25 protein-coding genes are annotated in these 23,116 nt (G+C 69.5%); 11 read left to right on the top strand and 14 right to left on the bottom strand.

Translation table 11 applies throughout. The annotated features are described in order from the left end of the window. Nucleotides 1-12: 12 nt before the first annotated feature. Nucleotides 13-903, bottom strand: coding sequence for a S1C family serine protease (locus ACIA1L_RS14545; RefSeq protein WP_396073168.1), 891 nt, complete (start codon nucleotides 901-903; stop codon nucleotides 13-15). A gap of 288 nt (nucleotides 904-1,191) precedes the next feature. On the opposite strand from ACIA1L_RS14545, the gene ACIA1L_RS14540 reads away from it, so the two are divergent. Then, the gene (locus ACIA1L_RS14540; protein WP_396073167.1) at nucleotides 1,192-1,665 is read left to right on the top strand and encodes a DUF732 domain-containing protein; all 474 of its coding nucleotides are present in this window, start codon (nucleotides 1,192-1,194) and stop codon (nucleotides 1,663-1,665) included. Nucleotides 1,666-1,784: 119 nt separating this feature from the next. Then, nucleotides 1,785-2,072 (top strand): peptidoglycan-binding protein, encoded by a 288-nt coding sequence (locus ACIA1L_RS14535; RefSeq protein WP_396073166.1) that lies wholly within the window; start codon nucleotides 1,785-1,787, stop codon nucleotides 2,070-2,072. 4 nt (nucleotides 2,073-2,076) lie between these two features. Here the strand turns inward: ACIA1L_RS14535 and ACIA1L_RS14530 are convergent, their stop codons facing one another. Then, nucleotides 2,077-3,381 carry an MFS transporter gene (locus ACIA1L_RS14530; protein WP_396073165.1) on the bottom strand — a complete coding sequence of 435 codons (1,305 nt, stop codon included), beginning with the start codon at nucleotides 3,379-3,381 and terminating at the stop codon, nucleotides 2,077-2,079. A gap of 129 nt (nucleotides 3,382-3,510) precedes the next feature. After that, on the bottom strand, nucleotides 3,511-4,431 hold the full coding sequence (locus tag ACIA1L_RS14525; protein WP_396073164.1) for a lytic polysaccharide monooxygenase: 921 nt from the start codon (nucleotides 4,429-4,431) through the stop codon (nucleotides 3,511-3,513). A 145-nt stretch (nucleotides 4,432-4,576) separates the two neighbouring features. Here ACIA1L_RS14525 and ACIA1L_RS14520 point away from each other — a divergent pair, with 145 nt between their 5' ends. Beyond that, nucleotides 4,577-4,945: an FKBP-type peptidyl-prolyl cis-trans isomerase gene (locus tag ACIA1L_RS14520; protein WP_396073163.1), complete on the top strand. Its 369-nt coding sequence runs from the start codon at nucleotides 4,577-4,579 to the stop codon at nucleotides 4,943-4,945. Nucleotides 4,946-5,059: 114 nt separating this feature from the next. On the opposite strand, the gene ACIA1L_RS14515 is transcribed toward ACIA1L_RS14520, so the two are convergent. The 5 genes from ACIA1L_RS14515 to ACIA1L_RS14495 all read right to left on the bottom strand — a co-directional run bounded on the left by ACIA1L_RS14515 (nucleotide 5,060) and on the right by ACIA1L_RS14495 (nucleotide 9,539). Beyond that, nucleotides 5,060-5,935 carry a hypothetical protein gene (locus tag ACIA1L_RS14515; RefSeq protein ID WP_396073162.1) on the bottom strand — a complete coding sequence of 292 codons (876 nt, stop codon included), beginning with the start codon at nucleotides 5,933-5,935 and terminating at the stop codon, nucleotides 5,060-5,062. A 52-nt stretch (nucleotides 5,936-5,987) separates the two neighbouring features. After that, nucleotides 5,988-6,839, bottom strand: a complete 852-nt coding sequence (locus ACIA1L_RS14510) for a carbohydrate ABC transporter permease (RefSeq protein WP_396073161.1) — start codon at nucleotides 6,837-6,839, stop codon at nucleotides 5,988-5,990. Beyond that, nucleotides 6,836-7,795 carry a carbohydrate ABC transporter permease gene (locus ACIA1L_RS14505; RefSeq protein WP_396073160.1) on the bottom strand — a complete coding sequence of 320 codons (960 nt, stop codon included), beginning with the start codon at nucleotides 7,793-7,795 and terminating at the stop codon, nucleotides 6,836-6,838. Before ACIA1L_RS14505 ends, ACIA1L_RS14510 begins: the two co-directional genes overlap by 4 nt. 9 nt (nucleotides 7,796-7,804) lie before the next feature. Then, nucleotides 7,805-9,178 (bottom strand): ABC transporter substrate-binding protein, encoded by a 1,374-nt coding sequence (locus tag ACIA1L_RS14500; RefSeq protein ID WP_396073159.1) that lies wholly within the window; start codon nucleotides 9,176-9,178, stop codon nucleotides 7,805-7,807. Between the two features lie 139 nt (nucleotides 9,179-9,317). Continuing rightward, on the bottom strand, nucleotides 9,318-9,539 hold the full coding sequence (locus ACIA1L_RS14495) for an RNA-binding S4 domain-containing protein (RefSeq protein ID WP_396073158.1): 222 nt from the start codon (nucleotides 9,537-9,539) through the stop codon (nucleotides 9,318-9,320). A gap of 69 nt (nucleotides 9,540-9,608) precedes the next feature. Here ACIA1L_RS14495 and ACIA1L_RS14490 point away from each other — a divergent pair, with 69 nt between their 5' ends. Then, nucleotides 9,609-10,439 carry a DUF1775 domain-containing protein gene (locus ACIA1L_RS14490; RefSeq protein WP_396073157.1) on the top strand — a complete coding sequence of 277 codons (831 nt, stop codon included), beginning with the start codon at nucleotides 9,609-9,611 and terminating at the stop codon, nucleotides 10,437-10,439. A gap of 148 nt (nucleotides 10,440-10,587) precedes the next feature. Here ACIA1L_RS14490 and ACIA1L_RS14485 read toward each other — a convergent pair whose 3' ends face one another. Continuing rightward, nucleotides 10,588-11,529: an exopolyphosphatase gene (locus ACIA1L_RS14485; protein ID WP_396073156.1), complete on the bottom strand. Its 942-nt coding sequence runs from the start codon at nucleotides 11,527-11,529 to the stop codon at nucleotides 10,588-10,590. Between the two features lie 158 nt (nucleotides 11,530-11,687). Here ACIA1L_RS14485 and zwf point away from each other — a divergent pair, with 158 nt between their 5' ends. Next, nucleotides 11,688-13,181: a glucose-6-phosphate dehydrogenase gene (gene zwf, locus ACIA1L_RS14480; RefSeq protein ID WP_396073155.1), complete on the top strand. Its 1,494-nt coding sequence runs from the start codon at nucleotides 11,688-11,690 to the stop codon at nucleotides 13,179-13,181. Here zwf and ACIA1L_RS14475 read toward each other — a convergent pair. After that, entirely contained in the window at nucleotides 13,178-13,657 is a 480-nt protein-coding gene (locus ACIA1L_RS14475) for a peroxiredoxin (protein ID WP_396073154.1), read from the bottom strand. The two genes, zwf and ACIA1L_RS14475, sit on opposite strands and share 4 nt — an antisense overlap. A gap of 96 nt (nucleotides 13,658-13,753) precedes the next feature. Between ACIA1L_RS14475 and ACIA1L_RS14470 the strand changes: the two genes are divergently transcribed. Genes ACIA1L_RS14470 through ACIA1L_RS14460 form a run of 3 tightly spaced genes read left to right on the top strand, consistent with a single transcriptional unit; the run spans nucleotide 13,754 to nucleotide 15,299 of the window. Continuing rightward, a complete protein-coding gene (locus tag ACIA1L_RS14470) occupies nucleotides 13,754-14,116 on the top strand; it encodes an STAS domain-containing protein (RefSeq protein WP_396073153.1) in 363 nt (120 codons plus the stop codon). A gap of 14 nt (nucleotides 14,117-14,130) precedes the next feature. Next, nucleotides 14,131-14,757, top strand: a complete 627-nt coding sequence (locus ACIA1L_RS14465) for a class I SAM-dependent methyltransferase (RefSeq protein ID WP_396073152.1) — start codon at nucleotides 14,131-14,133, stop codon at nucleotides 14,755-14,757. After that, the gene (locus tag ACIA1L_RS14460) at nucleotides 14,754-15,299 is read left to right on the top strand and encodes a hypothetical protein (protein WP_396073151.1); all 546 of its coding nucleotides are present in this window, start codon (nucleotides 14,754-14,756) and stop codon (nucleotides 15,297-15,299) included. The genes ACIA1L_RS14465 and ACIA1L_RS14460 overlap by 4 nt, the downstream gene beginning before the upstream one ends. A 3-nt stretch (nucleotides 15,300-15,302) precedes the next feature. Here the strand turns inward: ACIA1L_RS14460 and ACIA1L_RS14455 are convergent, their stop codons facing one another. Continuing rightward, a complete protein-coding gene (locus ACIA1L_RS14455) occupies nucleotides 15,303-15,947 on the bottom strand; it encodes a GyrI-like domain-containing protein (RefSeq protein WP_396073150.1) in 645 nt (214 codons plus the stop codon). A gap of 192 nt (nucleotides 15,948-16,139) precedes the next feature. Here ACIA1L_RS14455 and ACIA1L_RS14450 point away from each other — a divergent pair, with 192 nt between their 5' ends. After that, a complete protein-coding gene (locus ACIA1L_RS14450) occupies nucleotides 16,140-16,976 on the top strand; it encodes a phosphoribosylaminoimidazolesuccinocarboxamide synthase (RefSeq protein WP_396073149.1) in 837 nt (278 codons plus the stop codon). Here ACIA1L_RS14450 and ACIA1L_RS14445 read toward each other — a convergent pair whose 3' ends face one another. Both ACIA1L_RS14445 and ACIA1L_RS14440 read right to left on the bottom strand, forming a co-directional pair. After that, nucleotides 16,977-18,668: a diguanylate cyclase domain-containing protein gene (locus tag ACIA1L_RS14445; RefSeq protein ID WP_396073148.1), complete on the bottom strand. Its 1,692-nt coding sequence runs from the start codon at nucleotides 18,666-18,668 to the stop codon at nucleotides 16,977-16,979. It lies immediately after the preceding gene. Nucleotides 18,669-18,754: 86 nt separating this feature from the next. Next, nucleotides 18,755-20,443 (bottom strand): DEAD/DEAH box helicase, encoded by a 1,689-nt coding sequence (locus tag ACIA1L_RS14440; protein ID WP_396073147.1) that lies wholly within the window; start codon nucleotides 20,441-20,443, stop codon nucleotides 18,755-18,757. 70 nt (nucleotides 20,444-20,513) lie between these two features. Between ACIA1L_RS14440 and ACIA1L_RS14435 the strand changes: the two genes are divergently transcribed. Further along, on the top strand, nucleotides 20,514-20,702 hold the full coding sequence (locus ACIA1L_RS14435; protein WP_396073146.1) for a hypothetical protein: 189 nt from the start codon (nucleotides 20,514-20,516) through the stop codon (nucleotides 20,700-20,702). Nucleotides 20,703-20,747: 45 nt separating this feature from the next. Then, nucleotides 20,748-21,002: a hypothetical protein gene (locus tag ACIA1L_RS14430; protein ID WP_396073145.1), complete on the top strand. Its 255-nt coding sequence runs from the start codon at nucleotides 20,748-20,750 to the stop codon at nucleotides 21,000-21,002. 62 nt (nucleotides 21,003-21,064) lie between these two features. Here the strand turns inward: ACIA1L_RS14430 and ACIA1L_RS14425 are convergent, their stop codons facing one another. Continuing rightward, nucleotides 21,065-23,017 carry a PPC domain-containing protein gene (locus ACIA1L_RS14425; protein ID WP_396073144.1) on the bottom strand — a complete coding sequence of 651 codons (1,953 nt, stop codon included), beginning with the start codon at nucleotides 23,015-23,017 and terminating at the stop codon, nucleotides 21,065-21,067. Nucleotides 23,018-23,116 lie beyond the last annotated feature (99 nt).

The raw sequence follows: 23,116 nt of genomic DNA, 5'->3' as shown, positions 1-23,116 counted from the left end.
GCACCTCGGTGCTCAGCTGGCCTGGGTCTGCAACTGGCGGACCACCGCGGTGACGGTGTCGGCCGGGATGGCGAAGCCGACGCCGACGCTGCCGGTGCTCTCGTCGCTCGCGGTGGCGATCGCCACGTTGATGCCGATCACCTGACCGGCGGAGTCCACCAGGGCACCACCCGAGTTGCCCTGGTTGATCGCGGCGTCGGTTTGCAGCAGGCCGGTCAGTTTCTCCGAGCCGGTGTCGACCTCCCGGTCCAGCGCCGAGACGATGCCCGAGGTCACCGTGCCTTCCAGTCCCAGCGGAGCACCGAAGGCCAACACGGTGTCACCGACCGCCACGCCGGCGTTCGTCCCGAAGGTTGCCGGGGTCAGGCCGGACAAGCCGGTCGCCTGCACCAGCGCGAGGTCGTGCGTGGGGTCGGCCGCCACCACGTCGGCGGGCACCGTACGGCCGTCCGACAGCCGTACGCTCACCGTCCCGCCGGACTCGATCACGTGGTTGTTGGTGAGCACCAGCCCGTCGGCGCGCAACACTACGCCGGAGCCGAGCGACGAACCGCCTCGCCCGTCGAGCAGGACGGTGACGATGCTCGGCGACACTTTGGCGGCCACGGCGGCGAGGTCGGCCTCCCCCGCTGCGGTCAGCGGCACGGCGGCGGCAACCGCGGCTTGGGCGACGGTCGGGGTGCTGTGTGCGTACCGTTCGGCGATGACGGCGCCGGCCGTGCCTCCGCCGGCTACCAGGGCGAGCACCACGGCGCCGACGGCGATCCGCGGGCCCCAGCGGCCCGGCCCGGCCGGGTGATGGTTGCCGGCGCCGAAGTACGGCGGCAGGGGTGGCTGCGGGGGCGGGAACAGCGGCGGCGCACTGGTGGTCGGAGTGTGTGGTCGGGTCAACAAGTCGGTCATCACGCGCCTGCCCTCTTCGTCTGCGTTGATGAACCCACTGTCGCCGCGAAAATTGTCAGGTCCCGGTGCGCAGTCTGTGCGTTCGCTGAGCGCGCCGACGCTTCACTCGTGCGGGTTGCGGTGCGTCGCTCGGGCTGTCCTCCCCCGTTGAGCCTCCGGCAGGGCAAGCGGGCCTGGCCGCGCTGAGCCTCCGGCAGGTCCAGCGGGCGGCCCGCGAGCCTGCGGCAGGTCCACCGGGTTCGGCCCGTCTGGCCTGCGGTAGGCAGACGCGACGACTGGGGGGCACCGATGACGACACGATGGCTGGCTGCGGCGGCACTCTTGCTGACACTGGGCGGGTGCGGAGACGACCTGGCGGCGCCCTCTGCCGTCGCCTCCGCGCCCGCAGCCAGCGCCGGCAGCATTCCATCCTCGGCGCCCGCCCAGGCTCAGGCGACCGGAAGCCCGACCGCCCGGCCACCGGCCCCGGATAAGACCCCGCAGGGTCGCGAGGCCACCGGAACAGGCGCTTTCGTCGCCGTGGTGCAAGACGTACTGCCCGACGTGGCACTGGACCGCCGCGAGGAGGAACTCGCCGCTGTCGCCGAACGGGCCTGCACCGCCCTGGCTGCGGGCGCCAAGGCGGACAAGGTCGTTGCGCAGACCCGTACCCTCGGCACCGCGGACGCCACCGCGACCGACCAGGCGACCGCGCGGGAATTGATCAAGCTGGCGATCGACACGGTCTGCCCGGATCAGGACCGCCGCGTCGACGAGTTCTGAGCCGGCGGATCCACCGAAAGTCATAGCGAACACACAGCAGGTCAGGACCCCGGTCCGATGTTGCGCACAGGTCCGTCGCGGATTCTAGGACTCAGCCCGAGACCCCCAGGAGGTACGCGATGTCGGCACGAGGAATGCTCAGCGTGGTCGGAACCGCCGTTGGCGGCCTGATCGGCTGGACCGGCGACCCGGCCCCGGCCGCCGAGCCGGCGGCGATCCGTGAACTGTTCGCCACTCTCGGCCGCACTGTCCCTCCGGGCGACGAGGCGCTGACCGGCGCGGTCCGCCGGTTCCAGGCCCGGGTCGGCCTCGACACCGACGGCGTAGCCGGCCCTCGCACGGTGCACCTCTTGGCCCGCTACGCCAAGGAAGCCCGCGAACTGCGCCACTTCGAGAACGCCGCCTGACCCCTCAGAGCTGCGCGGGAGCTGCCTGCTGGCCGGAGCTGGACGCAGTGGCATCGGCCAGCGCCTCAGCGGGAACATGCCGCTCGAGGAACCGGCGCGCCATCCGGGTCGACGGGTGGATCGCGACGGCGGCCAGCACGATGATGCCGGCGATCACCAGCCAGCCGGTGGCACCCCAGTTCATCGCGAGGAACGTGAACACCGCCGGCGCCCACACCTTGCCGAGGGTGCCACTCATCTCCGCGGCTCCCTGATAGGCGCCGCGCTGGCGGGGATCCATCAGTTCCGCCTCGAATGTCCAGTGGGCCGCCGAAAGATAGAGCTCGGCCCCGGTCACCGTGACGTGCCCCAGCCAGACCAGAGCGATCGTGACCCAGCCGACCGTGTCGTGCGTCGCCAGCGTGATCAGGCAGGAGATCACGAAGAACGTCGCCGACAGGCGGATCGCCCGCAGCGCGGTGGGCACGCCGGTAACTCCCCGTGCCGCCGCCATCGGCAGGAAGATGCACATCACCGTGTTGGTGCCGAACAGCAGGGCCAACAGCACCCGCGGTGCGTCCGTCTGCTCGACCAGCCACAGCGGGATCACGACGTTGAGCAGCACCTGATTAGTCCAGAACACCCCGCTGAAGAAGCTCGTCAGCAGCCAGCCGGGATTGCGCAGCGGCCCCGGACCGGGAACCTTCACCTTGCGCTCCACCGGGGTGCGCTTGTCGTGTGCGGCCCGCGGCAGCCGGCTGATGGCGGCGGCGTTCACCAGGAAGACCGCGGCGGTGAACCAGGGCAGCGCGTGGAGGACGTCATTGGAGTGGAACGCCAGGGCGATGCCGCCGATGAGCGACCCGAGGGTGAAGCCGACGTTGAGGGCCGAATACATGTAGGCCCGGGACTTCACCCGCTCGCCGGGCGGCAGGGCGTCAATCGTGTACGCCCCGTACGCGGCGCTGCCCAAGGCGCCGATGACCTCCATGCCGATGGCCATGGCTAAGTAGCCCGAGAAGTCGGTGATGAAGGGCCACACCGCGAACATCGCCGCCTGCCCGGCCGCGCTGACGGCCCACATCTTCTTCGGACCGAAGCGGTCGACGAGCTTTCCCATCGGCAGCGCCGCTAGGAATGCGGCGATCCCCGCACACGTCAGGCCGAGCCCGACCTGCGCGGCGGACAGTCCGACGATCTGCGTGAAGAAGACCGCCGAGCCGGTCAGGAAGGTACCTTCACCGATCGCAAAGAGGAGCGACTGCGCAGACAGCCGTCCGGCCAGTCGCGACGGGGGTCGCACTCGGCGACGGACGGCGTCGATGATCATCCGGCGAGTCTCCGGGTCCCGAACCCGGCTGTCACGCCATTATTCGCCCACCGCCGATCCGTCCGGACAGCCACCGACACCAATGGGCTGGACACCCGTAGCCACAGTATTGATCGCCGCAGCCCCGGCTCAGTCCTTGGTGGTCCGGGCGCGGCGCAGCCGCAGCAAGCCGGCGGCAGCGGTGACGCCGAGGATGACCACGGTTGCGCCGATCAGGATCTGGTGGCCGAGCTGGACGTGATCGTCCGCCGCGGCGGCTGCGGGGCGCAGCGATGGCGCAGGGTCTGCCGGTGCGGCCGCCGCGGACGTGGTTGCCGGCGGTTCTGCGGGTGGCGCGACCGCTTCGGGTTCCGGCGAGCGGGTGGCCTTCGCGGCGGGCTTCGCCACCGGCGCGGCCGACGGTGGCCGAGCTGTCGCGGCAGCCTTGATGACCAGGTCGGAGCACGAGTAGTAGGTGTCCGGCGTGCTCGATGTCTCCCAGACGGTGTAGAGAATGTGCCGGCCCGAGCGGTCCTGAGGCAGCTTCAGGCTCATCCGGTACGCGCCCTCGCGCAGCGGCGGGTCCTTGATCTCAGCGAGCGGCTTGCCGAGGTCTGCCCAGGTCAGCTTCGCGGCGGGGTCGTAACCGCGGCCGGTCAGGTAGAGGCGGAACGAGCCCTGATGCGGGATCGTGCCGGCGTACGCGATCTTCAGCGTGCCGCCCGCGGTGACGGTCGTGGCCGGCCAGTCGCCGCGCGGCTGGTCGAGACCGCGGAAGTCGGGCAGTCCGCCGCTGCACAGTTTGCCGTCCGGGATCACCTGCGCGTCCCGGCCGCCGACGTTGGCGACCCGCAGGTTGTCGAAGCGGCCGATCGGGCCACCGTTGGCATCGCGGGCGGCGCGGCAGGGCGCGCTGTCCGTCCGATCGCCGCCGGAGGCGCAGGCCGCCGTACGGCTGATCGGTGTGGTCGGCGCGCCGTGCGCGAGTGCCGGCAGGGCCGGGAGTAGCGAGGTGGCAGCGGCGATCCCGCCGACGACGGCGAGCGCCGCGGTGCGGCGGACGGACCTCATGCGGCCTCCCAGCGATACCCCGTGGTGGGCGGAGCGGCCCACGCCGGACAGTACGGAACTCGGGGCCGGATCGTTCACCTCGGTGTCCGGAAGGTCACCGTCCTGTGGTTGCATGGCACGCAGGCAATTCGACACAGGAGGACACATGGAGAAGCCCGACGTCGGCCCCATCACCGGTGAGCCGCCGGCCGAGCTGGTCGTGGAGGACCTCACCGTCGGTGACGGCGACGAGGCCAAGCCTGGACACCAGGTCAGCGTCCACTACGTGGGCGTAGCATTCTCCTCCGGCAAGGAGTTCGACGCCTCCTACAACCGCGGTGAGGCGTTCGAGTTCGGTCTCGGCGGGGGTCAGGTCATCGGCGGCTGGGACCAGGGCGTGGCCGGCATGAAGGTGGGCGGCCGGCGCAAGCTGACCATTCCCCCGCACCTCGGTTACGGCGCGCGGGGTGCCGGCGGCGTGATCAAGCCGAACGAGACGCTCATCTTTGTGGTGGATCTGCTCGGCGTGCGCTGAGCTTCGGCCGGCAGGCCGGGCGGGCCGGGGCGGGGTTCACCCGTCCCGGCCCGCTGCCGTCTTCCTGCGGGCGGCGCGGCAGTTCCGGGGGTTCGAAGGGTTCGCCGATGGGGCTCATCGGGCCGCCTTGAGGTCGGCACAGCCGCTCTCACCGGGCAGCAACGGGCGGAACGTGACGGCCCAGTTGTTGCCACCGGAACTCCACGGCGTCGCCGAGTTTGCCGCCTTCGCCGCGGCGAAGACCGCGTCCCGCTGGTCACCCGTGGCGGAGACGCAGCTGAGCTTCTGCGGCGCGGCCAGGGCTTCGCCGGGCAGCGCCGGGCCGGGCCACGCCACCGGCTGCGGGCGGGGCAGGTCGTCGCCGGGCTGCACGTACGGGCGGACGACCACGGCCAGCGTCTCCGGCAGGTACGGCTGCGCGCCCGATCCGGCGAGCAGCTTGTCCGTGCCGTCGAGGAAGGTGCGCAGCTTCGCCCGGGCTTCCTGCTGAGCCGTGGTGAGCTGCGGGTCTTCGGCCATCGCCTCGCGCAGCGCGTTCGCGGCGACGGTCTGCGTGCCGGCCGAGGTGGTCACGGTGACCTCGGTGGTGCTCGCGTCGGCCACGCCGGGCTGTCCGTAGTCGGTGCCGTCGCGCACGCCGGCGGCGGTGGCCTGCTCGGTGAGCTGCCGGACCTGTTCCGGCGAGATGGTGCGGACCAGGACGTTGGGCAGGGCGGGGCCGGGATACTGCTGGGTCACCGGGCCGTCGAAGATGAGCCGGCCGTCGGCGTACACGCTGAGGTCGGGGATCCGGGAGGCGATCATTTCCGGACCGGCGAAGCCGCCGGTCTGTTTCACCCGCAGGACCAGGGCGTCGCCGTCCGTGGGCGGGGCGGCGGCGGGGGCGGACGACGGCGAGCTACCGGCGCCGGTGCCGGGCTGGGCGCAGGCGCCGAGGAGGACCAACGTGGCGGCGGCCGTAGCCGTCCGCAGGTAGCGAAATGGCGTCATAACCGGTCCGACGTACCCACCCGGCCGCCGGTTCCCACCTTTGGCGGAAAAGCTATTTGACCGAGCCCAGGGAGAGACCCTGCACCAGCTTGTCCTGGGCCGCGAAGCCGGCGATGAGCACCGGCAGCGAGACCACGAACGCCGCCGCGCACAGCTGGGCGAGGAACAGGCCCTGGCTGGTCACGAAGCTGGTCAGGAACACGGGGGCGGTTTCGGCGACGGTGGCGGTGAGGACCCGGGCGAACAGCAACTCGTTCCAGCTGAAGATGAAGCAGATCAGCGCGGTGGCGGCTATGCCGGGCATGACCACGGGCGCGATCACCGAGCGCAGGGTTTTCGCCAGGCCCGCGCCGTCCATCGCCGCCGCCTCCAGCATCTCGACCGGCACCTCGGACAGGAACGACCGCATCATCCACACCGCGATCGGCAGGTTCATCGAGGTGTAGAAGACGATGAGCAGCCAGATGTTGTCGAGCAGGTTGGCGCTCTGCGCGAACAGGTACAGCGGGAGCAGGCCCGCGACGACCGGGAGCATCTTGGTGGACAGGAAGAAGAACAGGACGTCGGTCCACTTCTTGACCGGTTTGATGCTGAGGGCGTACGCGGCGGGGAAGGACAGCAGCAGCACCAGGGCGGTCGACACGATGCTGGCGGTCAGCGAGTTGAGCAGTGGCGGCCACGGGCTGGCGCCGCCGGTGAAGAACTCGCGGTAGCCCTCGAGGGTGATCGGGGCGAGGACGGCGGGCGGGTTGGTGGCGGCGTCGGCTTCGCTGTGGAAGGAGGTCAGCACCATCCAGACCACGGGCAGCACGAACAGGATGCCGGTCACCCAGGCGAGCAGGGTGAGCCAGGTGCCGCCTCGGCCGGTCTTCTTCACGGTCGGCGCGGATGCGGTGATGCTCATCGGCCCGAGTCCTCCTTGAACAACGACGAGACGGTACGCAGCGCGAACGTCGCGATGATGATCGTGCCGAGGACCACGACGACCGCCGCGGCGGAGGCCCGGCCGTAGTCGTGCGCCTGATAGAAGATCTGATAGATCGTGTACGGCAGGTTCGCCGTACCGAGGCCGCCGGAGGTGACCGTGAAGACCGCGTCGAAGTTCTGCACGATGTAGATCGAGCCGAGCAGCGCGCCGAGTTCGAGGTACTGGCGCAGGTGCGGCAACGTCATGCTCCGGAAGATCTGCCAGGTGCTGGCCCCGTCGATGCGGGCCGCCTCGATGACGTCGAGCGGGCGCCCCTGCAGACCGGCGAGCAGGATCAGCATCATGAACGGCGTCCACTGCCACACCAGGGTGAAGATGACCGACCAGAGCGGCGCGTTGGTGATCCAGTCCGGCTGCGGCGGGTTGTCCGAGCCGAACAGGCTCCACAGCCGGGTGAGTGCACCGTTGAACAGGCCGTATTCGGGGTTGTAGAGCGCGTGCTTCCACAGCAGGGCGGCGGCGACCGGCACGACCAGGAACGGCGCGATCATCATGGTGCGTACGGCGCCGCGGCCACGGAACTTGCGGTCCAGTAGCAGGGCGATGCCGAGGCCGAGCAGCAGGCTGATCAGGACGACCCCGGCGGTGAGCAGGATCGTGGTGATGACCGCGTCGCGCATGTTGACGTCGGTGAACACCCGCCGGAAGTTGTCGAAGCCGGCGAAGCCCACCTCGTCCGGGTAGTAGGCGTTCCAGTCCATGAACGAGATGACCAGGGTCGCCACGAACGGCAGCTGGGTCACGACAATCATGAACACCAGGGCGGGCAGCAGCGGTGCCCGGCGGGCCCACCCGGCGGCCCGGCGCGCCACGGACGGCGGCGGTGCCGGAGCACCGGCGGGGGCGTCGGTCTTGTCGACGACAGAAGTCATGACGGCACCTCACCCTTCCTTGCGCGACTGGTAGCGCTCGGCGACGTCCTCGGCGAGCCGTTGCCCGCGTTCCAGGGCCTCGCCGACGCTCATCCGGCCGGCTATGGCGGAGCTGACGTACTGCGAGACCTGGGTGCCGAGGTCGGTGAACTCGGGGATGTCGACGAACTGGATGCCGATGGCCGGGCGCGGCTGGACGCCGGGGTTGCGCGGGTCGGCGCTGGAGATGGCCTGCTCGGTGGGCTCCGCGAAGGCGGACGCCTCCTGGAGATAGTCCGGGTTCGTGTACGTCGAGGCCCGTTTACCGGCCGGGACCCGGGACCAGCCGAGTTGACCGCCGACCAGTTCCTCGTACTGCCGGCTGGACGCCCAGGAGATGAACTTCCAGGCGTTGTCCTTCTTCTCGCTGGCCTGCTGGATGCTCCACGACCAGGCGTAGAGCCAGCCGGAGCTCGGGGTCTTGACGACCGGGGCGGCGACGTAGCCCATCTTGCCCTTGACCGGGGAGTCGGCGGCTTCGAGGGAGCCGGCGGCGCTGGTGGCGTCGTACCACATGGCGACGTTGCCCTGGATCAGGTTGTTGAGGCATTCGGTGAAGCCGGCCTGCGGGGCGCCGGTCTCGCCGTGGGCCCGGACGAGGTCGACGTAGAACTGGGTGGCCGCGCGGAATTCGGGTGAGTCGACGCGGGCGTTCCAGTCGGCGTCGAACCACGTACCCCCGAAGGTGTTGACGACCGTGGTGAGCGGGGCGAAGATCTGGCCCCAGCCGGGCTGGCCGCGCAGGCAGATGCCGGCCATGCCGGGCTGTTTGCCGTCCACTTGGGCGGCGATGTCGGCGATCTGTTGCCACGTTGGCTTCTCGGGCATCGTGATGCCCTGCGCGTCCAGCACGTCCTTGCGGTACATCAGGAACGACGACTCGCCGTAGAAGGGCTGGCCGTAGAGTTTGCCGTCGTCGGCGGTCAGCGACTTCGTCATCGGCGGCAGGATGTCCGCCTGGTTGAAGGTGCTGTCGGCGGCGACGTAGTCGTCGAGCGGCGCGATCCACTTCGACTTGGCATAGATCGGGATCTCGAAGTTGCTCAGCGAGGCGACGTCGTACTGGCCGGCCTGGCTGGAGAACTCCTGACTGATCTTGTCCCGGACGTCATTTTCGGGCAGGACGGTGAAGTTGACCGCGATGCCGGTCTCCCGGGTGAAGTTCTCCTCGGTCAGCCGTTGCAGGTCGATCATCTGCGGGTTGTTCACCATCAGGACGTCGATGCTGTTCGCGCCGCCGGACCCGCCGTCGCTGCCGCCCCAGCCCGCGCAGCCGGCGAGGGCCACGGCAAGCAGGGCGGTGACGGTTCCGGACAGAGCTGTGCGGATGCGAGCGCGCGACATGGGGCCTCCCCGGCGAGGCGGACATCGGCACCCATCGAGGTCCCGACGATGACCTCAGTAGATGCCTGTGATCGACACAATGTCAACAGCTCGTCACGCACCGCTGCATAAACGGACGTCGAAGTGTGCCCGCCCGCCCCTAGGCGACCACGCGCGCCGCCTTCTGGCCGACCGCCACCACGTCACCGGGGTGCAACTGGCGGCCTCGCCGCGTGTCGACCTCGCCGTTGACCGTCACGTCACCCTCGGCGATCAGCATCTTGGCCTCCCCGCCGGTTTCGATCAGGTCGGCAAGCTTGAGGAATTGTCCGAGTCTGATCATGTCGCTGCCAATCGCTACCTCGTGCATGCCGACCATCATCCACCTCCGGCTCGGAAAGTTTTTCGGCGCGGGTTGAACCATTCGGCTCGCTGAACCGAACTACCCGGCGTGAGTCGACTGGAGAAGCACCTCCGGGCGGGCGTCCTGGCCGCCACCGTCGCCGCGGGCGTGCTCGGCCTCGCGGCCCCTGCCGCCGCGGACGTGACGGTCAGCCCGCCCAGCGCACCGCAGGGCAGCGGGCAGAACGTCTCCTTCACGCTGACCAATACGGCGCAGAGCCCGATCACCAAGGTCAAGCTGGTGCTGCCGCTCGACATGCCGGTGGCGGAGGTCAACCCCCTGTCGGTGCCGGACTGGGCTCCCGGCCTGGAGTACCGGAAGCTGGACACGCCGCTGAAAGGCATCCACGGCAACTCCCTGGTGACCGAGGCCACGTCGGCGGTCGTCTGGACCGCCATGCCGGGCAAAGAGCTGGCTCCCGGCAAGTCCACCGACCTGTCGGTCGCGATGGGTCCGCTGCCGGCGAGCGGCGACAAGATGAGCTTCGCGCTCACCCCGACCTACGCCGACCCGGCGAAGGGCGCGGCAATCCCGCCGGCCACCCTGACGTTGACCCCGGCCGTCGCAGGGCAGGCCGCGGGCCACTCGGCGCACGATGCGACCGGCACGACGGGCACCGCCACGAGCGGCGACGACGCGGCGATGTTCGCGGCCCTCGTCGAGGCCGCCGATGACGGTCCGGGCTTCTGGACGGTCGCGGGCTGGGCCGTCGCAGGCTTGCTGGCGATTGCCGGCGCGGTCGCGACGCTGCGGTCCCGCCGCCGCTCGGCCGCGGAAACACCGCAGGCCGCCGCCTCGGCGGACGAGCCGAAGGAACTGGTCGCCGCCGGGCCGCGGGTCACCGCGTGGAGCTACCAGGACGGCCCGAAAGAACAGTAGAGATGTCCCGCGCAGGTGGGCGCGGGCAAAAAGTCGTGAAGACGCGCGTGGGGCGCTGACCACGACATGCGGGTGGGGTCCCGGGCAAGACCCACGACCTGCGTGCGGCGGGGTGGAGAGGTTCGGCTCTCCACCCCGCCAACTACGTTCAGACCGATACCGTACGCGGGGTCTTCAGCGCCTGGATGATCTCGTACTCGGCGCGCTCGGCGTCGTCGTGCTCGACCTGGCAGGTGCCAGCCGCGAGGTGACCGCCGCCGCCCCACTGCAACATCACCGAGCCGATGTCGACCGGCGAGGTGCGGTCGAGGATCGACTTGCCGCACGCGAAGACGGTGTTCTGCTTCTTGAAACCCCAGATGATGTGTACGGACACCCGCGCTTCGGGGAACAGTGCGTACACCATGAACCGGTTGCCCGCGAAGATGGTGTCCTCCTCGCGCAGGTCCACCACCACCACGTCGCCGTCCATCTTGCAGATCCGCTTGAGCTGCTCGACGAACATGGCGGACGAGTCCTGGTACATGTCGACCCGCTCGGCCACGTCCGGCATCTTGAGGATCTCGTCGATGCCCATCTGGATGCAGGCGTCGATGAGCGTCCGCATCAGATCGAAGTTGGCGACCCGGAATTCCCGGAAGCGACCGAGGCCGGTGCGGCTGTCCATGATGAAGTTCAGCAGCGTCCAGCCGGTCGGGTTCAGGATGTCGTCGATCGTGTAGTCGGCCGAGTCGGCCTGGTCGACGGCCTTCATGAGGTCATCGGGCACCTCGGGGAAACGTTCCGCCCCGCCGTAGTACTCGAAGATCACCCGGGCGGCGGACGGCGCGTTCTCGTTGATGATGTGATTCGGCAGGTTGCCGGTGTTCCGCAGCGTCTCCGAGTGGTGGTGGTCGAACACCAGGTGCGCCGCCGGGTGGTACGGCAGGTTGGTCAGAATGTCACGGTCGGAGATGTCGGCCGTACCGTCCTGCACGTCTTTGGGGTGCACGAACTTGATGTCGTCGATGTCGATCACGTTCATGAACTTGAGCAGCACGGCACAGACCAGGCCATCCATGTCGCTACGCGTAACGAGGCGGTACTTCACGGAGATCTCCCTCTGCCGACGGCGGCTTACGACCCAGTTTGCCACTTTTGTGGAGTCGGGCTCCGCAGCATCGGCGGACAAGGTTTGATCCGGGGAGTGCTCGCGCTGCGTAAAGTTCAGGCGGAAGCACCCGTAAGCGGTCGGAGGATGACCAAGCAATGGACAACGTTCCCCAGCTCGCGCAGGACCGCAACGCCCCGCCCGCCACTCTGGTGATCTTCGGCGCGTCCGGCGACCTGACCCGCCGCAAGCTGCTGCCCGCGGTGGAGAGCCTGGCCCGGCACAACCGGCTGCCCGCCGAATTCGCCCTCGTCGGCGTCGCGCGTACGCCGATGGAGGACCACCAGTTCGCGGAGAGCGCCCTCGGCAGCCGCAGCCTGGCGGACAAACCGCAACTCCAGGGCGGAATCAGGTATGTGTCGGGCGGCTACGACGACCCCGACACCTACAAACGGCTCGCCGAGACCCTGGACGACCTCGACGCCACCCGCGGCACCGCCGGCAACCGCATCTTCTACCTCTCCACCCCCGCCGAGGCGTTCGAGCCGGTGATCAACGGCCTTGCCGGCTCCGGGCTCAACCACGCCAACGACGGCAGCTTCTCCCGGCTGGTGATCGAGAAGCCGTACGGCAACGACCTGGCGACCGCCCGCGAGCTGGACGCCATCGTGCACGCCGCGTTCGACGAGCCCCAGGTCTTCCGGATCGACCACTACCTGGGCAAAGACACCGTTCAGAACGTGCTGGCGCTGCGCTTCGCCAACGCCATCTTCCAGCCCATCTGGAACCGCTCGTGGGTCGACCATGTGCAGATCACCGTCGCCGAGACGCTGGGCGTCGGCACCCGCGGCGGCTTCTACGAACACGCCGGGGCGATGCGCGACATCGTGCAGAACCACGTGCTGCAGGTCCTGGCGCTCGCCCTCATGGAGCCACCGGCCTCCTTCAACGCCGAGGACCTGCGCAACGAGAAGGTCAAGCTGCTGCAGGCCATCCGGCTGCCCACCGACCGGGACATCGCCGACCTGGCCGTCCGCGGCCAGTACACCCGCGGTGGCACCCGCGACGACCTGATGGCCGGTTACCGCGACGAGGCCGGCGTCGACCCGCTGTCACGCACCGAGACGTACGCCGCCATGCGGCTCAACGTCGACAACTGGCGCTGGGCGGGCGTGCCGTTCTACGTCCGCACCGGCAAGCGTCTGCCGGCCCGGCTCACCGAGGTCGCCCTGCAGTTCCAGCGGCCGCCGCACCTGCCGATCCCGGCCAACCAGCTCACCGACCTCGAAACCGACGCGCTGATCCTGCGGATCCAGCCCAACGAGGGCATCTCGCTGCGCTTCGGCGCCAAGGTGCCCGGCCACTCGTTCCGGGTGCGCACGGCCAGCATGGATTTTTCGTACGAGCAGACGTTCGCCGAGGAATCCCCGGAAGCCTACGAGCGACTGCTCCTCGACGCCTTGCTCGGCGACCCGACGCTGTTCATCCGCACCGACGAGGTCGAACAGTGCTGGCGGATCGTCGACCCGATCATCGAGCACTGGGACAACGACCCGTCCCCGATCCCCACCTACGAAGCGGCGTCCTGGGGCCCCACCGACGCCGACCGCCTCATCGGCCGCGGCGGCCGCAAATGGCGCAACGCGGGTTAGGCATTGTCCTGCGCTGACCGGGCCTTGACGACCTCAAGGGCCCGGTCACCGTGGGCGTTCATGTCCAACTCGCTGTGAATCACGTCCAGCACCCGCCGGTCGCTGTCGATGACGAAGGTCATGCGCTTGATGCTGAGCGGCCCTAACGGCAGCTTGCGCTTCACACCGTAGGCAGTGGCGACCGCGCTGTCGGCGTCGGAAAGCAGCGGATAGTCGAAGCCGTGCAGGTCGGCGAACTGCTTCTGCTTGGCAACGGCATCGCGGCTGATGCCCACCCGCTGCACGCCCGCCGCGGCGTACTCAGCGGCCAGGTCCCGGAAGTTGCATGCCTCGACGGTGCAGCCGCTGGTCATCGCGGCCGGATAGAAGAACAGCACCACCGGACCCGCGGTCAGCAGCTCACTCAGCGTGAGCGTGGTGCCGTGCTGATCGGCCAGCGCGAAGTCCGGCGCGTAATCACCCTTGTCGATTGTCACGGCGTCAACCGTACGCGACTGAATTCGCCCATGCGGTACCGCTCGCCTAGGGTATTAGTCACCACCGCCGTCGCCTTGTCGACCCTCGGTCGACCCGTGCCCACCACCGACGAAAGTGACACCCCCATGCAGGTCTCGGTCGCGCACCACCCACCGAACACGGCCGTCCTCACGCTGCGCGGCTCCCTCGACATCGACACCGCGCCCGCGCTCAAGGCCAACCTGAGCCGCCTCGTGGAGCGGCCCAGCCCGCACGTCGTCGTCGACCTCGCCGGCCTGGACTTCTGCGATTCCATGGGGGTCGGCGTGCTGGTCACCGCGCACGGCCGGGCCATGGAACGCGGCGGCTGGGTCCGACTCGCCGCGCCGTCGGGCTTCCTGCGCCGCCTGCTCGACACCCTCGGCCTCACCGACTTCCTGTCCCTGCACACCGATGTGGAGACGGCCCTCAAGGACTGACATAGTCTGCCCTGGTGACCCTGTTTGACCAGGATTTCTGGGAACACCGCTGGGCGCAGGCGCTGCACGAGCACGCAGATGTGGTTGCCACCCGGCCGCCCAACGCCTACCTGCTCGCTGAGGCCGCCACGCTGCCCACCGGACGAGCGCTCGACGCGGGTTGCGGCCACGGCGCCGAAGCGTTCTGGCTGGCGGCGCACGGCTGGCACGTCACCGCGCTCGACTTCGCCGAGAACGTCCTGGCCCACGCCCGCGCCCGCGCAGCGGCCCTCGGCCCGGACCTCGCCGCCCGCGTCGACTGGATCCAGGGCGACCTCGCCAAGTGGACTCCCCCACCGAACCACTACGACCTCGTCGTCAGTTTCTACGTCCACGTGCCAGGATCAGTGCCGCAGATGGTGCGCCGCCTATCCACCGGAGTCGCACCCGGCGGCACACTCCTGCTCGCCGGCCACCGGCCAGTCGACCCGGCCACCGGCCAGCCCACAGCGGCGGCCGGGCAAAACCAGATCTCGGTAGCGGAAGCGGTCGGCGCGCTCGACCCCCAAGAATGGGACATCGTGTTCGCTGAGGATCGCCCCCGGCAAGCAGCAGGCTCCGGCGTGGACGCGGTGGTACGCGCCGCCCGCCTGCCGTCATGATCTCCATCCCCTTCGCCTTCGAAGGCGACCACGGCACCGTCCACATCGACGTTTCCGCCAACGACAACCCCGCCAGCGTCGGCAAGACCACCCGCGAACACGGCATGCCCATGTGTACGGCCACCGTCACGTTCAGCGCCCGCGGCTACCGCGGCATGCTGGGCTGGGTGCAGCTGGTCCGCGAGCCGTCGCCCGACTCCCCCTTCATGGCCGACCCGTTCGACCTCTTCGAAGACTCCACGGCTCCCTTCGCCTGGTACGGCCTCCAGCCCACCCTCTTCGACGCCCCCTCCCGCTGGCGCGACGGGCCCGTGCACTGGACGGCGCACAGCTTCCTCACGATCGGGCCGTGGGACGGCGACCGGCGTTCGGTCGTACCCTTGACGGGCTTTTCCTGGGGTTATCGCCAACAATCCGCGACGTCACCGGTCCAGATCTCCCCGCCCCAGCCCCTGCGTCGGGTCGACTGGGACGGTCACCGCGCCTTCCTGACCCGGCGGTACCCGACATGGACCTTCGCCGCCGGCGAACTGGCTCCCTGACCGTCACTCGCGCGGGGTTGGACCACCAGGATCGACCGCCTCGACGGGTTGCCGGAGGATCGTGCGGAGGCGGTCAGGTGCGACCTTGCGGGCGTCGCTGAGGTAGATCTCGTGGTGCTTGCCGGTCATCCGGAAGCCCCGGTCCGGGATGACCTCGTGGTGCATGCGGGCCAGCGTCTCGGCCTCGTCGTCGTAGGAGCCCAGGTGCAGGGTCTGCACGCAACTACCTTCGGACAGCGAGGCAAGTCGGATGTCAGCCAGGCGACGAGGTGCCTGTTTGGCGGCGACCTGCTCCACAGCACGGGCGAACATCGGTGCATCGATCCAGTCCGGCACCATGATCATGAGCGTCCAGTCCCATCGGGACTTGTCCCGTGCACCCGTGAACAAGGCCATGTCAGCGGCCCACCACTGGCCCTCGAGCGGCATGACGACATAGTCCCGGCCCAGGTCCTGCTTGCTCGCAAACTTCAGCCGGTAGGCCACCGGATAGAGCGCCTCCGCCGCCTCGCTGAACGCACCCGTGTTCGGATCGCCGTGCCCGTCCACCATGAGGTACTGCAGATCGGGCACGTCGACCACGTCGAACCGTCCGGCCCGCGCACGGTAGGCGCCGATCTCCTTCTTGAAATCGATCTTCTCCGTCATCACCCACCTCGACAGGCCACGGACCGGTCCGGACCGCAATAAAGATCTCGCACAGCCGCCCAGCCTAGGCGAAACCTCGGCACTGGCACTCCCGCTAGCACGGATTCCGCCGAACGCGTTCTACCATCGTCGACGGGTCACGCCACATCGGCCTGGCCCCGCTGAAGGGTGTCACCCCCGGCTGGAGGAACCGTGAAGCTCTTGCATTCCGGCAAGGTCCGAGACGTGTACGCCGACGGTGACGAGATCATCCTCGTCGCCTCCGACCGGGTGTCGGTCTATGACGTGGTCCTGCCGACACCGGTGCCGGACAAGGGAAAGATCCTCACGCAACTGTCGCTGTGGTGGTTCGAGCGGCTGGCGGACATCGTGCCCCATCACGTGGTCTCGGCGACTGACGTGCCCGATGAATGGGCGGGCCGCGCGGTCCGGTGCCGGCGGCTGGACATGGTGCAGGTGGAGTGCATCGCCCGCGGCTATCTGGCCGGTCTGGGGCTGCGGGAGTACCAGAAGAACAGTTCGGTTTCCGGCGTTGAGCTGCCGCCGGGGCTGTCCGAAGGGTCGAAACTCCCCGCGCCGATCTTCACGCCGACTACTAAGGCGGACCCGGCCGAGGGCCATGACGAGTTCATGACGTTCGAGGACATGTCGGCGCAAGTCACGTCGCCTATGGCGGAGGAACTGCGCCGGATCACGCTGGAGGTTTACACCCGGGGGGTCCGGATCGCCGCCGGGCACGGGGTGATCATCGCCGACACGAAGCTCGAGTTCGGACGAACCGCCGACGGCACCTTGATGCTGGCCGACGAGGTCCTGACACCGGACTCCTCGCGCTTCTGGTCCGCCGCGGAGTGGACGCCGGGTAGGCCGCAGCGCTATCTCGACAAGCAGTTCGTCCGGGACTGGTCGTCCACGCTGACGGATTGGGACCGGACGCCGCCTGGGCCGGAGGTGCCCGAGGACATCGTCGAGGCCACCCGGGCTCGATACATCGAGGTCTACGAGCGGATCACCGGCGAGACCTGGTAACTAGTGGCCGGCGGAGGCGAAGCTGTTCTTGCCGTCGCGCTTGGCGAGGTACATCGCCTCGTCGGCGCGGCGGAGCAGCTCGGAGTGGTCGGTGGTGCGGCCGGTTGCCACGCCGATGCTGGCCTTGATGGTGAGCGGACCGGCACTGGTACGGGCAGGTTCGGCGAAGGCGTCGAGGATGCGGGCGGCCATCAGGTCGCCCTGGTGTGGGCCGGTGTCGGTGAGGTCGGCCGGCAGGAGCAGGGCGAACTCGTCACCGCCGAGGCGGGCGACCGTGTCGGTGCCTCGGACGCAGCCTCGGAGGCGTTCGGCGACGGCGATGAGTAGTTCGTCGCCGACGTGGTGGCCGAGCTCGTCGTTGACCGGCTTGAAATCGTCCAGGTCGAGCAGCAGGACGGTGGCGGTCGTCGCCGCGTGGAGCCGCTCTTGGAACAGGGCACGGTTGGCAAGGCCGGTCAGTGGGTCGTGGGTGGCGTCGTACCGCAGGCGGTCCTGGACTTCGCGGAGGTCGGTGATGTCGCGGGCGTTGCAGACCACGCCGCCGACGCTGGGGAGGTCCGTGAGGTTGGTGCCGACGACGGCGAGCCAGCGCCAGGAGCCGTCGGCGCGGCGTACCCGGATCTCCCAGGAGCGGACGCCCCCGGGTTGGGTGACGAGTTCGCTGAGGCCGCGACGGACGGCCCGGCGGTCATCGGGGTGGACGGCCAGCAGGGCCGGCAGGCCGATGGTCGTCTCCGGTTCGATGCCGAGCATGCGTTTGACCGCCGGGCTGGCATAGGTCAGGCGGCCCCGGGGGTCGATGACGGCGGTGATGTCGGACGCGTGCTGGACGAGGGATCGGAAGCGCTCCTCCTGCACTTCGAGGCGCTGCATCAGGTCCGTGATCTTGGCGTTGGCGCGGTTCACCGCGGCGGCCATATCGCCGAGCTCGTCGCGGCCGTGCACCTCGGCGTGTCCGCTGAGATCACCGTCGGCGACCGCGGCCAGGGTCACCGCGACACTGGACAGCTGTCGGCCCATCATGCGGCTCAGCCACAGGGCGAACAGCAGGGCGAGACCGAGCCCGACGGTCAGCGAACCCGCGGTCCACCAGCGGGCGGCTTCGTAGCGCTGCTGGGCTCGGGCTGCCATCGTCTCCGCCTCGGCGGTTTCCAGACGCTGCAACTCGGCCAGGGCGTCGTTCATGGCGGACTCGAGGCCGGTGTAGACCCGGGGCAGGTCGGCGAGCGCCGGCAGGGTGAAGCCGGCGGGTGCGGTCTCCCGGAACTCGACGACCGCGCGCATCTGCCGGTAGTCGGTGAGGGCCTTCCGGAAAGCGGCGAGTGCCTGGTGGCGCGCCGGGGAACCTGCTGCAGAGACGTCGTAGGCGGCCAACGCGCCGTCCATCCGCGCGTCACCTTCGGTGATGGTCTTGCGTCCCAGTGCCGCGTACGACGGGTTGAACTGCTGGCCCCAGGTGAGCATGAGCCCGCGATAGTTCTCGGCCGTCGCCTCCCGGATGACGACGAGCTGGCCCATGCTGTCGAGGTGGGCGCGCTTCATCGTGGTGAGGTCGTCGTCGAGCTGGCCCATCCGGTTGATCGACAGGACGCCGATGCCGAGCGCCACCGCGGCGAGGACCAGCAGGGCGAGCAGGTTCTTCGTCCGGACGCCGCGGTCCGCCAGCCAGCCGGCCAGCGGCGCTCGTCGCACCGTGACCTGTACCGCTCGTCCTGTGGCCCGCATCGCCTTCACGGATCGGCGGCTGCGGGCCGGACTTGAGCAGGACTTGAGCTTCTCTAGTGGTGGAAGCGCTCGCGGCGGACCGTGGGGCGGCGGCCCCGGATGGTGCTGCCCTGCATGGCCTTGATGACCGATTCGGCCGCCGACTCGGGCACCTCGACCAGGGAGAACCGATCCGTGATCTGGATCGCCCCGATGTCGCGGGAGTTCAGGCCGGACTCGCCCGCGATCGCGCCGACCAGGTCCTGGGGGCGGACGCCGGCGCGCCGGCCGAGCCCGAAGAACAACCGGGTGACACCGTGGTCGCCCGCGGACGGACGGCCGGGCCGTTCGCGGCCGCCGCGGCGGGTGTCGCGCTCCTGCGGCTCGCGGGTGCGGCGCGGCGGTGCCGGCTCGGGGATCTCCTCCTCGGCGGCGTCGCCGCCGGCGGCCTCGTGCAGGAGTTTCACCGCGGCGAGCGCGACCCGCTCGATGTCGAACTCCTCGGTGAGCGAGTCGATCACTACCTGGAATCGCTCCAGGTCATCGCCTTCGAGGCTGGCTTGGAGCGCCGCGCGGGTCAGCTCGAGGCGACGGGCCCGCAGGTCGGTCACCGTGGGCAGCTGCTCGAGGGTGATCCGGCGGGAGGTCAGCCGCTCGATCGCCTTGAGCATGCGCTGCTCACGCGGCTCCGCCAGGGTGATCGCGGAGCCTTCCCGGCCCGCGCGGCCCACCCGGCCGATCCGGTGCACGTACGCCTCGGGCGCGACCGGGACGTTGAAGTTGATGACGTGGGTGAGCTGCTCGACGTCGAGGCCCCGAGCGGCGACGTCGGTGGCGACCAGCAGCTCGGTGCTGCCGGCGCGCAGGCGGCTCATCACCCGGTCGCGCTGGTCCTGGCTCATGCCGCCGTGCAAGGCCTCCGCCCGGTAGCCGCGGCCGTTCAGGGTCTCGGTGACCTGGTCGACCTCTTCACGCGTCCGGCAGAAGACGATCGCCGCCGTGGGCGCCTCCACGTCCAGGATCCGGCCGAGGGCGGCCGCCTTGTACGGCCGGGCGACCACGTAGGCGCTCTGGCGGACCAGGGGCAGATCGCCCGGGGCCGTGGTGTCGCGACCCATCTTGATCCGGACCGGTTCACGCAGGTGCCGGCGGGCGATGCTGTCGATGCGGGGCGGCATGGTCGCGCTGAACAGCACGGTCTGCCGGGTTTCCGGGGTGTGTTCGAGCACCGCCTCGATGTCCTCGGCGAAGCCCATGTCCAGCATCTCGTCGGCCTCGTCGAGCACCACGGTGCGCACGTCGCCCAGCCGCAGCGTCTGCCGGTCGATGTGATCGAGGACCCGGCCGGGGGTGCCGACGACGACATCGACGCCGCGTTTCAGCGCCTGCAGCTGGCGGCCGATGGGCTGGCCGCCGTACACCGGGAGGACGCGTACGCCCAGGTCACGGCCGTAGCGGTGGACCGCCTGGGAGACCTGCTCGGCCAGCTCGCGGGTGGGCACCAGGACCAGTGCCGCCGGTCCGGCGTCGCGGCCGCGGTCTTCTTCCAGCCGTTGCAGCAGGGGCAGGGCGAAGGCGGCGGTCTTGCCGGTGCCGGTCGCGGCCTGCCCGACCAGGTCGTTGCCCGCCACCAGTGGCGGGATCGACTCCTGCTGGATCGGGGTCGGTTCTTCGTAGCCCAGGTTGGTCAGCGCGCGGAGCAGTTCTGGCCGTAGGCCCAGTCCGGCGAAACCCGCCTCGGCGTCAAACGGGTTCTCGTCCATACCGGCAAGGATATGATGGGCACGATCCCTGCCTGCGACGGTGGGGTGCCGATACCTCGAGGAGACACCGATGCCTGACGCCACCCCCGAGGCTGAAGCCGGGACGGAAGAGCAGCCTGCTCAGTTCGAAAACCGCGCCGCGCGCCGCGCGAAAGGCAAGAAGACCGGGTCGGCCCCGGTCAGCGCCGGCGGCGCCCGCCAGATGCGCAGCGGCACCGTACAAAGCCCCCGCCAGTACGGCAACCGGCGCAGCGGCTGAGCGTAGGCATTTCTCATGGCAGCTAATTACTCAGGTCCCGCGAGGTTGATCCTCGCCGACGGCGCACGCGTGTCCGGCATGGCTTCGCTCAACGTCAACCAGCGTGGTGGCATCAACGGCTGGGGCGGCAACTTCCGCCCCGACGAGATCACCGACGACCTGCGCGAAGCGGGCGAAGGGGTCCAGCTGGAGCTTCCCTACGAGCGGGTGGGCGACGTCACCGTCACCGGCATGCGCAAGCTGCTCGCCACCCAGCTTCTCCTTTCCCTCTCAGGTCACGGCCCTGCGCCCTTCTCCTGAGCCGACACAATGTCGATGGGCCGCCGCTGATCGCGACGGCCCATCGGCGTTTTCGTACCTGGTCAGCTGGTGATGCCGAAGACGATGCGACCCAGGGTGTCCTCGGTGCCGACGAAGCCCTCGGCGGGGCTGAAGGTGTCGTGACCGAAGTCGACGTCGGCGTCGTCGGCCGTGCCGCCGATACCGTCCGGGCCAACGCCGAAGAGGACATCGAAGTTGGCGCCACCCGAGTCCATCAGGTTGGGCGTCGCGTCGGCGTTGTCGGTGTGCCAGTTGCCGAAGAAGTGGCCGGCCTCGTGGGCCGTCACGTTGCCGACCGCGCGGCCGACGAAGGCGACACGGTCGCTGGCGTCGGTCAGGTACGTGTTCAGCGACGCGGGTCCGCCGGCCGGGTCACTCAGCACGTCCAGCAGCACCAGGGCGGTCTCTTCGGTTTCGAAGTTGCCCGGGTCGATGCTCTGCGCGATGCCGATGGTGCTGACGCCGGACTCGGCGATGGTGCCGCCGATGATGATGCGGCTGACGTTCTTCTGCCCCCACGGGTCCGCGTGGTCCCGGCTGTTGAGGATCTTCAGCTTGAACTTGCTGTTGAGTCCGCTCTCGGTGAGGTCGTGCTTGATGCTCTCGGTGACGCTGGCTACGACCGAGTCGATCAGGGCGTTGCGCTGGGTCCCGGAGATGCCCCACTTGGCGACGAACGCCGAGAACGGGCTGAGCTGCACATTGCCGGTGCCGCCGAAGACGCCGGTGTTGACCCGGGCGCCGTCGAAGTCGAGGAACAGCGTCTGGGTGGTCTTGTCGCCCTGCAACGTGGGCCGGTAGGCCTCCACCGTGACGTCGTAGCCGCCGCTGCCCTCGGCAACGCCGATGTAGTGCGGGCCGGTCTTCGTGGCGACGTAATCGGTGACCGCGTTGCCGGCGCCGGGCAGCTTGCTGTCCATCGGGTAGATGAACGAGGCGTTCTGGCGGGAGCCGTGCGCTTCGCGCGGGTCGCTGTCGTAAACCGTCAGGTACGACGCGCCGCCCTTGATCGATGCGCCGAGCACGTCGCCGGCCTTGAGGACCACCTCGTAGTAGTCCTTGTCGGCCGAGCTGGCCGAGATCTTCACCGAGTACGGGCCCTCGCTCGCTCCGCCGTCACCGCTGGCCGGGTCGAACGGGTCGGCGGGCAGGCCGCCGTAGCCCACGACCGCCACGTAGAACGTCCCTGAGCTGGGAACACTCCAGTTGAGGAAGCTGTCCAACTCGCCGTTGGCGTCGTCGTTGGAAGCGACGATGGTGCCGTCCGGCGCGTAGACCACGACGACGGTGTCGAGATTGCCGGTCGGCGTGTCGGTGTCGACCGTGAGGGTCTGCCCGGCCTTCGCCTGCACCGAGTAGAAGTCGAAGTCGTTGGTGCCGGTGCCGGCGGAGCCGTGCGGGCCGTCGCCGATCTGGGCGTCGGTGACGATGGCCGCCAGGCCGCTGCCGATGCCGGTGTCGCCGGCGAGCGGGATGGCGCCGTCGTCTTCGGGGGTGGCGGCGCGGGTGACCGCGGTGACCGTCTCGTTGTCGAGCGAGCCGAGAACCCGGATCGCCGAGTTCTGCTTCTTGCCGGTGCCGAAGTCGGCGATCTGCTGCGCGTCCTCGGGGCGCTCGTTCGAGCCGAACGTGCCGTCCGGCTCGTCCTCGTCGATCACGATCGCCGCGGCCGCCTTCGCGGCGGCGGCACGCTCGCTGCCCTGCGCCTTCAGCCGGGCCGCTGCCTTGGCCGGGGCCTGCTTCTTCAGGTACGCCGCCCAGCCGCTGTAGTCCACCTTGGACGCGTCGATGGGCAGCGAGAGGAACGGGTTGGCCCCGGCCGGCTTGGTGCCCGGGGCGGCCTTGGGCGCCACCGGGATGCCGGCGGCGAGTGAGACCTGGTCGGCGGGGCTGAGCCCCGGGTCGGACGGTTGCGGAGCGGCTTGCGCGACGCCCGGCAGGAGCGTGGCGAGACCGAGCACGACCACTCCGGCGGTCGCGATGCTTCGTCGCATCAGGTATCCCCCTTCAGCGCGTCCGAGTCACGGACGGCATCCAGGACGCTACTGAAAGACGATGATCAATATCTAGATCTGTCAATAAGCCTTAACACC

Origin of the sequence: Actinoplanes sp. NPDC051859, assembly GCF_044452725.1 — a bacterium.
Classification (GTDB): Bacteria; Actinomycetota; Actinomycetes; order Mycobacteriales; family Micromonosporaceae; genus Actinoplanes.
The sequence above is the reverse complement of the archived record's forward strand: the minus strand, read 5'-3'. Positions and strand labels throughout refer to the sequence as shown.

Bases quoted from the DNA above. Each gene is read 5' to 3' on its own strand.
- ACIA1L_RS14500 (WP_396073159.1), bottom strand. From the start codon at position 9,178: ATGTCGCGCGCTCGCATCCGCACAGCTCTGTCCGGAACCGTCACCGCC.
- ACIA1L_RS14455 (WP_396073150.1), bottom strand. From the start codon at position 15,947: ATGACGGAGAAGATCGATTTCAAGAAGGAGATCGGCGCCTACCGTGCG.
- ACIA1L_RS14435 (WP_396073146.1), top strand. From the start codon at position 20,514: ATGCCTGACGCCACCCCCGAGGCTGAAGCCGGGACGGAAGAGCAGCCT.
- ACIA1L_RS14505 (WP_396073160.1), bottom strand. From the start codon at position 7,795: ATGACTTCTGTCGTCGACAAGACCGACGCCCCCGCCGGTGCTCCGGCA.
- ACIA1L_RS14425 (WP_396073144.1), bottom strand. From the start codon at position 23,017: ATGCGACGAAGCATCGCGACCGCCGGAGTGGTCGTGCTCGGTCTCGCC.
- ACIA1L_RS14535 (WP_396073166.1), top strand. From the start codon at position 1,785: ATGTCGGCACGAGGAATGCTCAGCGTGGTCGGAACCGCCGTTGGCGGC.
- zwf (WP_396073155.1), top strand. From the start codon at position 11,688: ATGGACAACGTTCCCCAGCTCGCGCAGGACCGCAACGCCCCGCCCGCC.
- ACIA1L_RS14520 (WP_396073163.1), top strand. From the start codon at position 4,577: ATGGAGAAGCCCGACGTCGGCCCCATCACCGGTGAGCCGCCGGCCGAG.
- ACIA1L_RS14440 (WP_396073147.1), bottom strand. From the start codon at position 20,443: ATGGACGAGAACCCGTTTGACGCCGAGGCGGGTTTCGCCGGACTGGGC.
- ACIA1L_RS14545 (WP_396073168.1), bottom strand. From the start codon at position 903: ATGACCGACTTGTTGACCCGACCACACACTCCGACCACCAGTGCGCCG.
- ACIA1L_RS14525 (WP_396073164.1), bottom strand. From the start codon at position 4,431: ATGAGGTCCGTCCGCCGCACCGCGGCGCTCGCCGTCGTCGGCGGGATC.
- ACIA1L_RS14540 (WP_396073167.1), top strand. From the start codon at position 1,192: ATGACGACACGATGGCTGGCTGCGGCGGCACTCTTGCTGACACTGGGC.
- ACIA1L_RS14515 (WP_396073162.1), bottom strand. From the start codon at position 5,935: ATGACGCCATTTCGCTACCTGCGGACGGCTACGGCCGCCGCCACGTTG.
- ACIA1L_RS14495 (WP_396073158.1), bottom strand. From the start codon at position 9,539: ATGATGGTCGGCATGCACGAGGTAGCGATTGGCAGCGACATGATCAGA.
- ACIA1L_RS14510 (WP_396073161.1), bottom strand. From the start codon at position 6,839: ATGAGCATCACCGCATCCGCGCCGACCGTGAAGAAGACCGGCCGAGGC.
- ACIA1L_RS14460 (WP_396073151.1), top strand. From the start codon at position 14,754: ATGATCTCCATCCCCTTCGCCTTCGAAGGCGACCACGGCACCGTCCAC.
- ACIA1L_RS14530 (WP_396073165.1), bottom strand. From the start codon at position 3,381: ATGATCATCGACGCCGTCCGTCGCCGAGTGCGACCCCCGTCGCGACTG.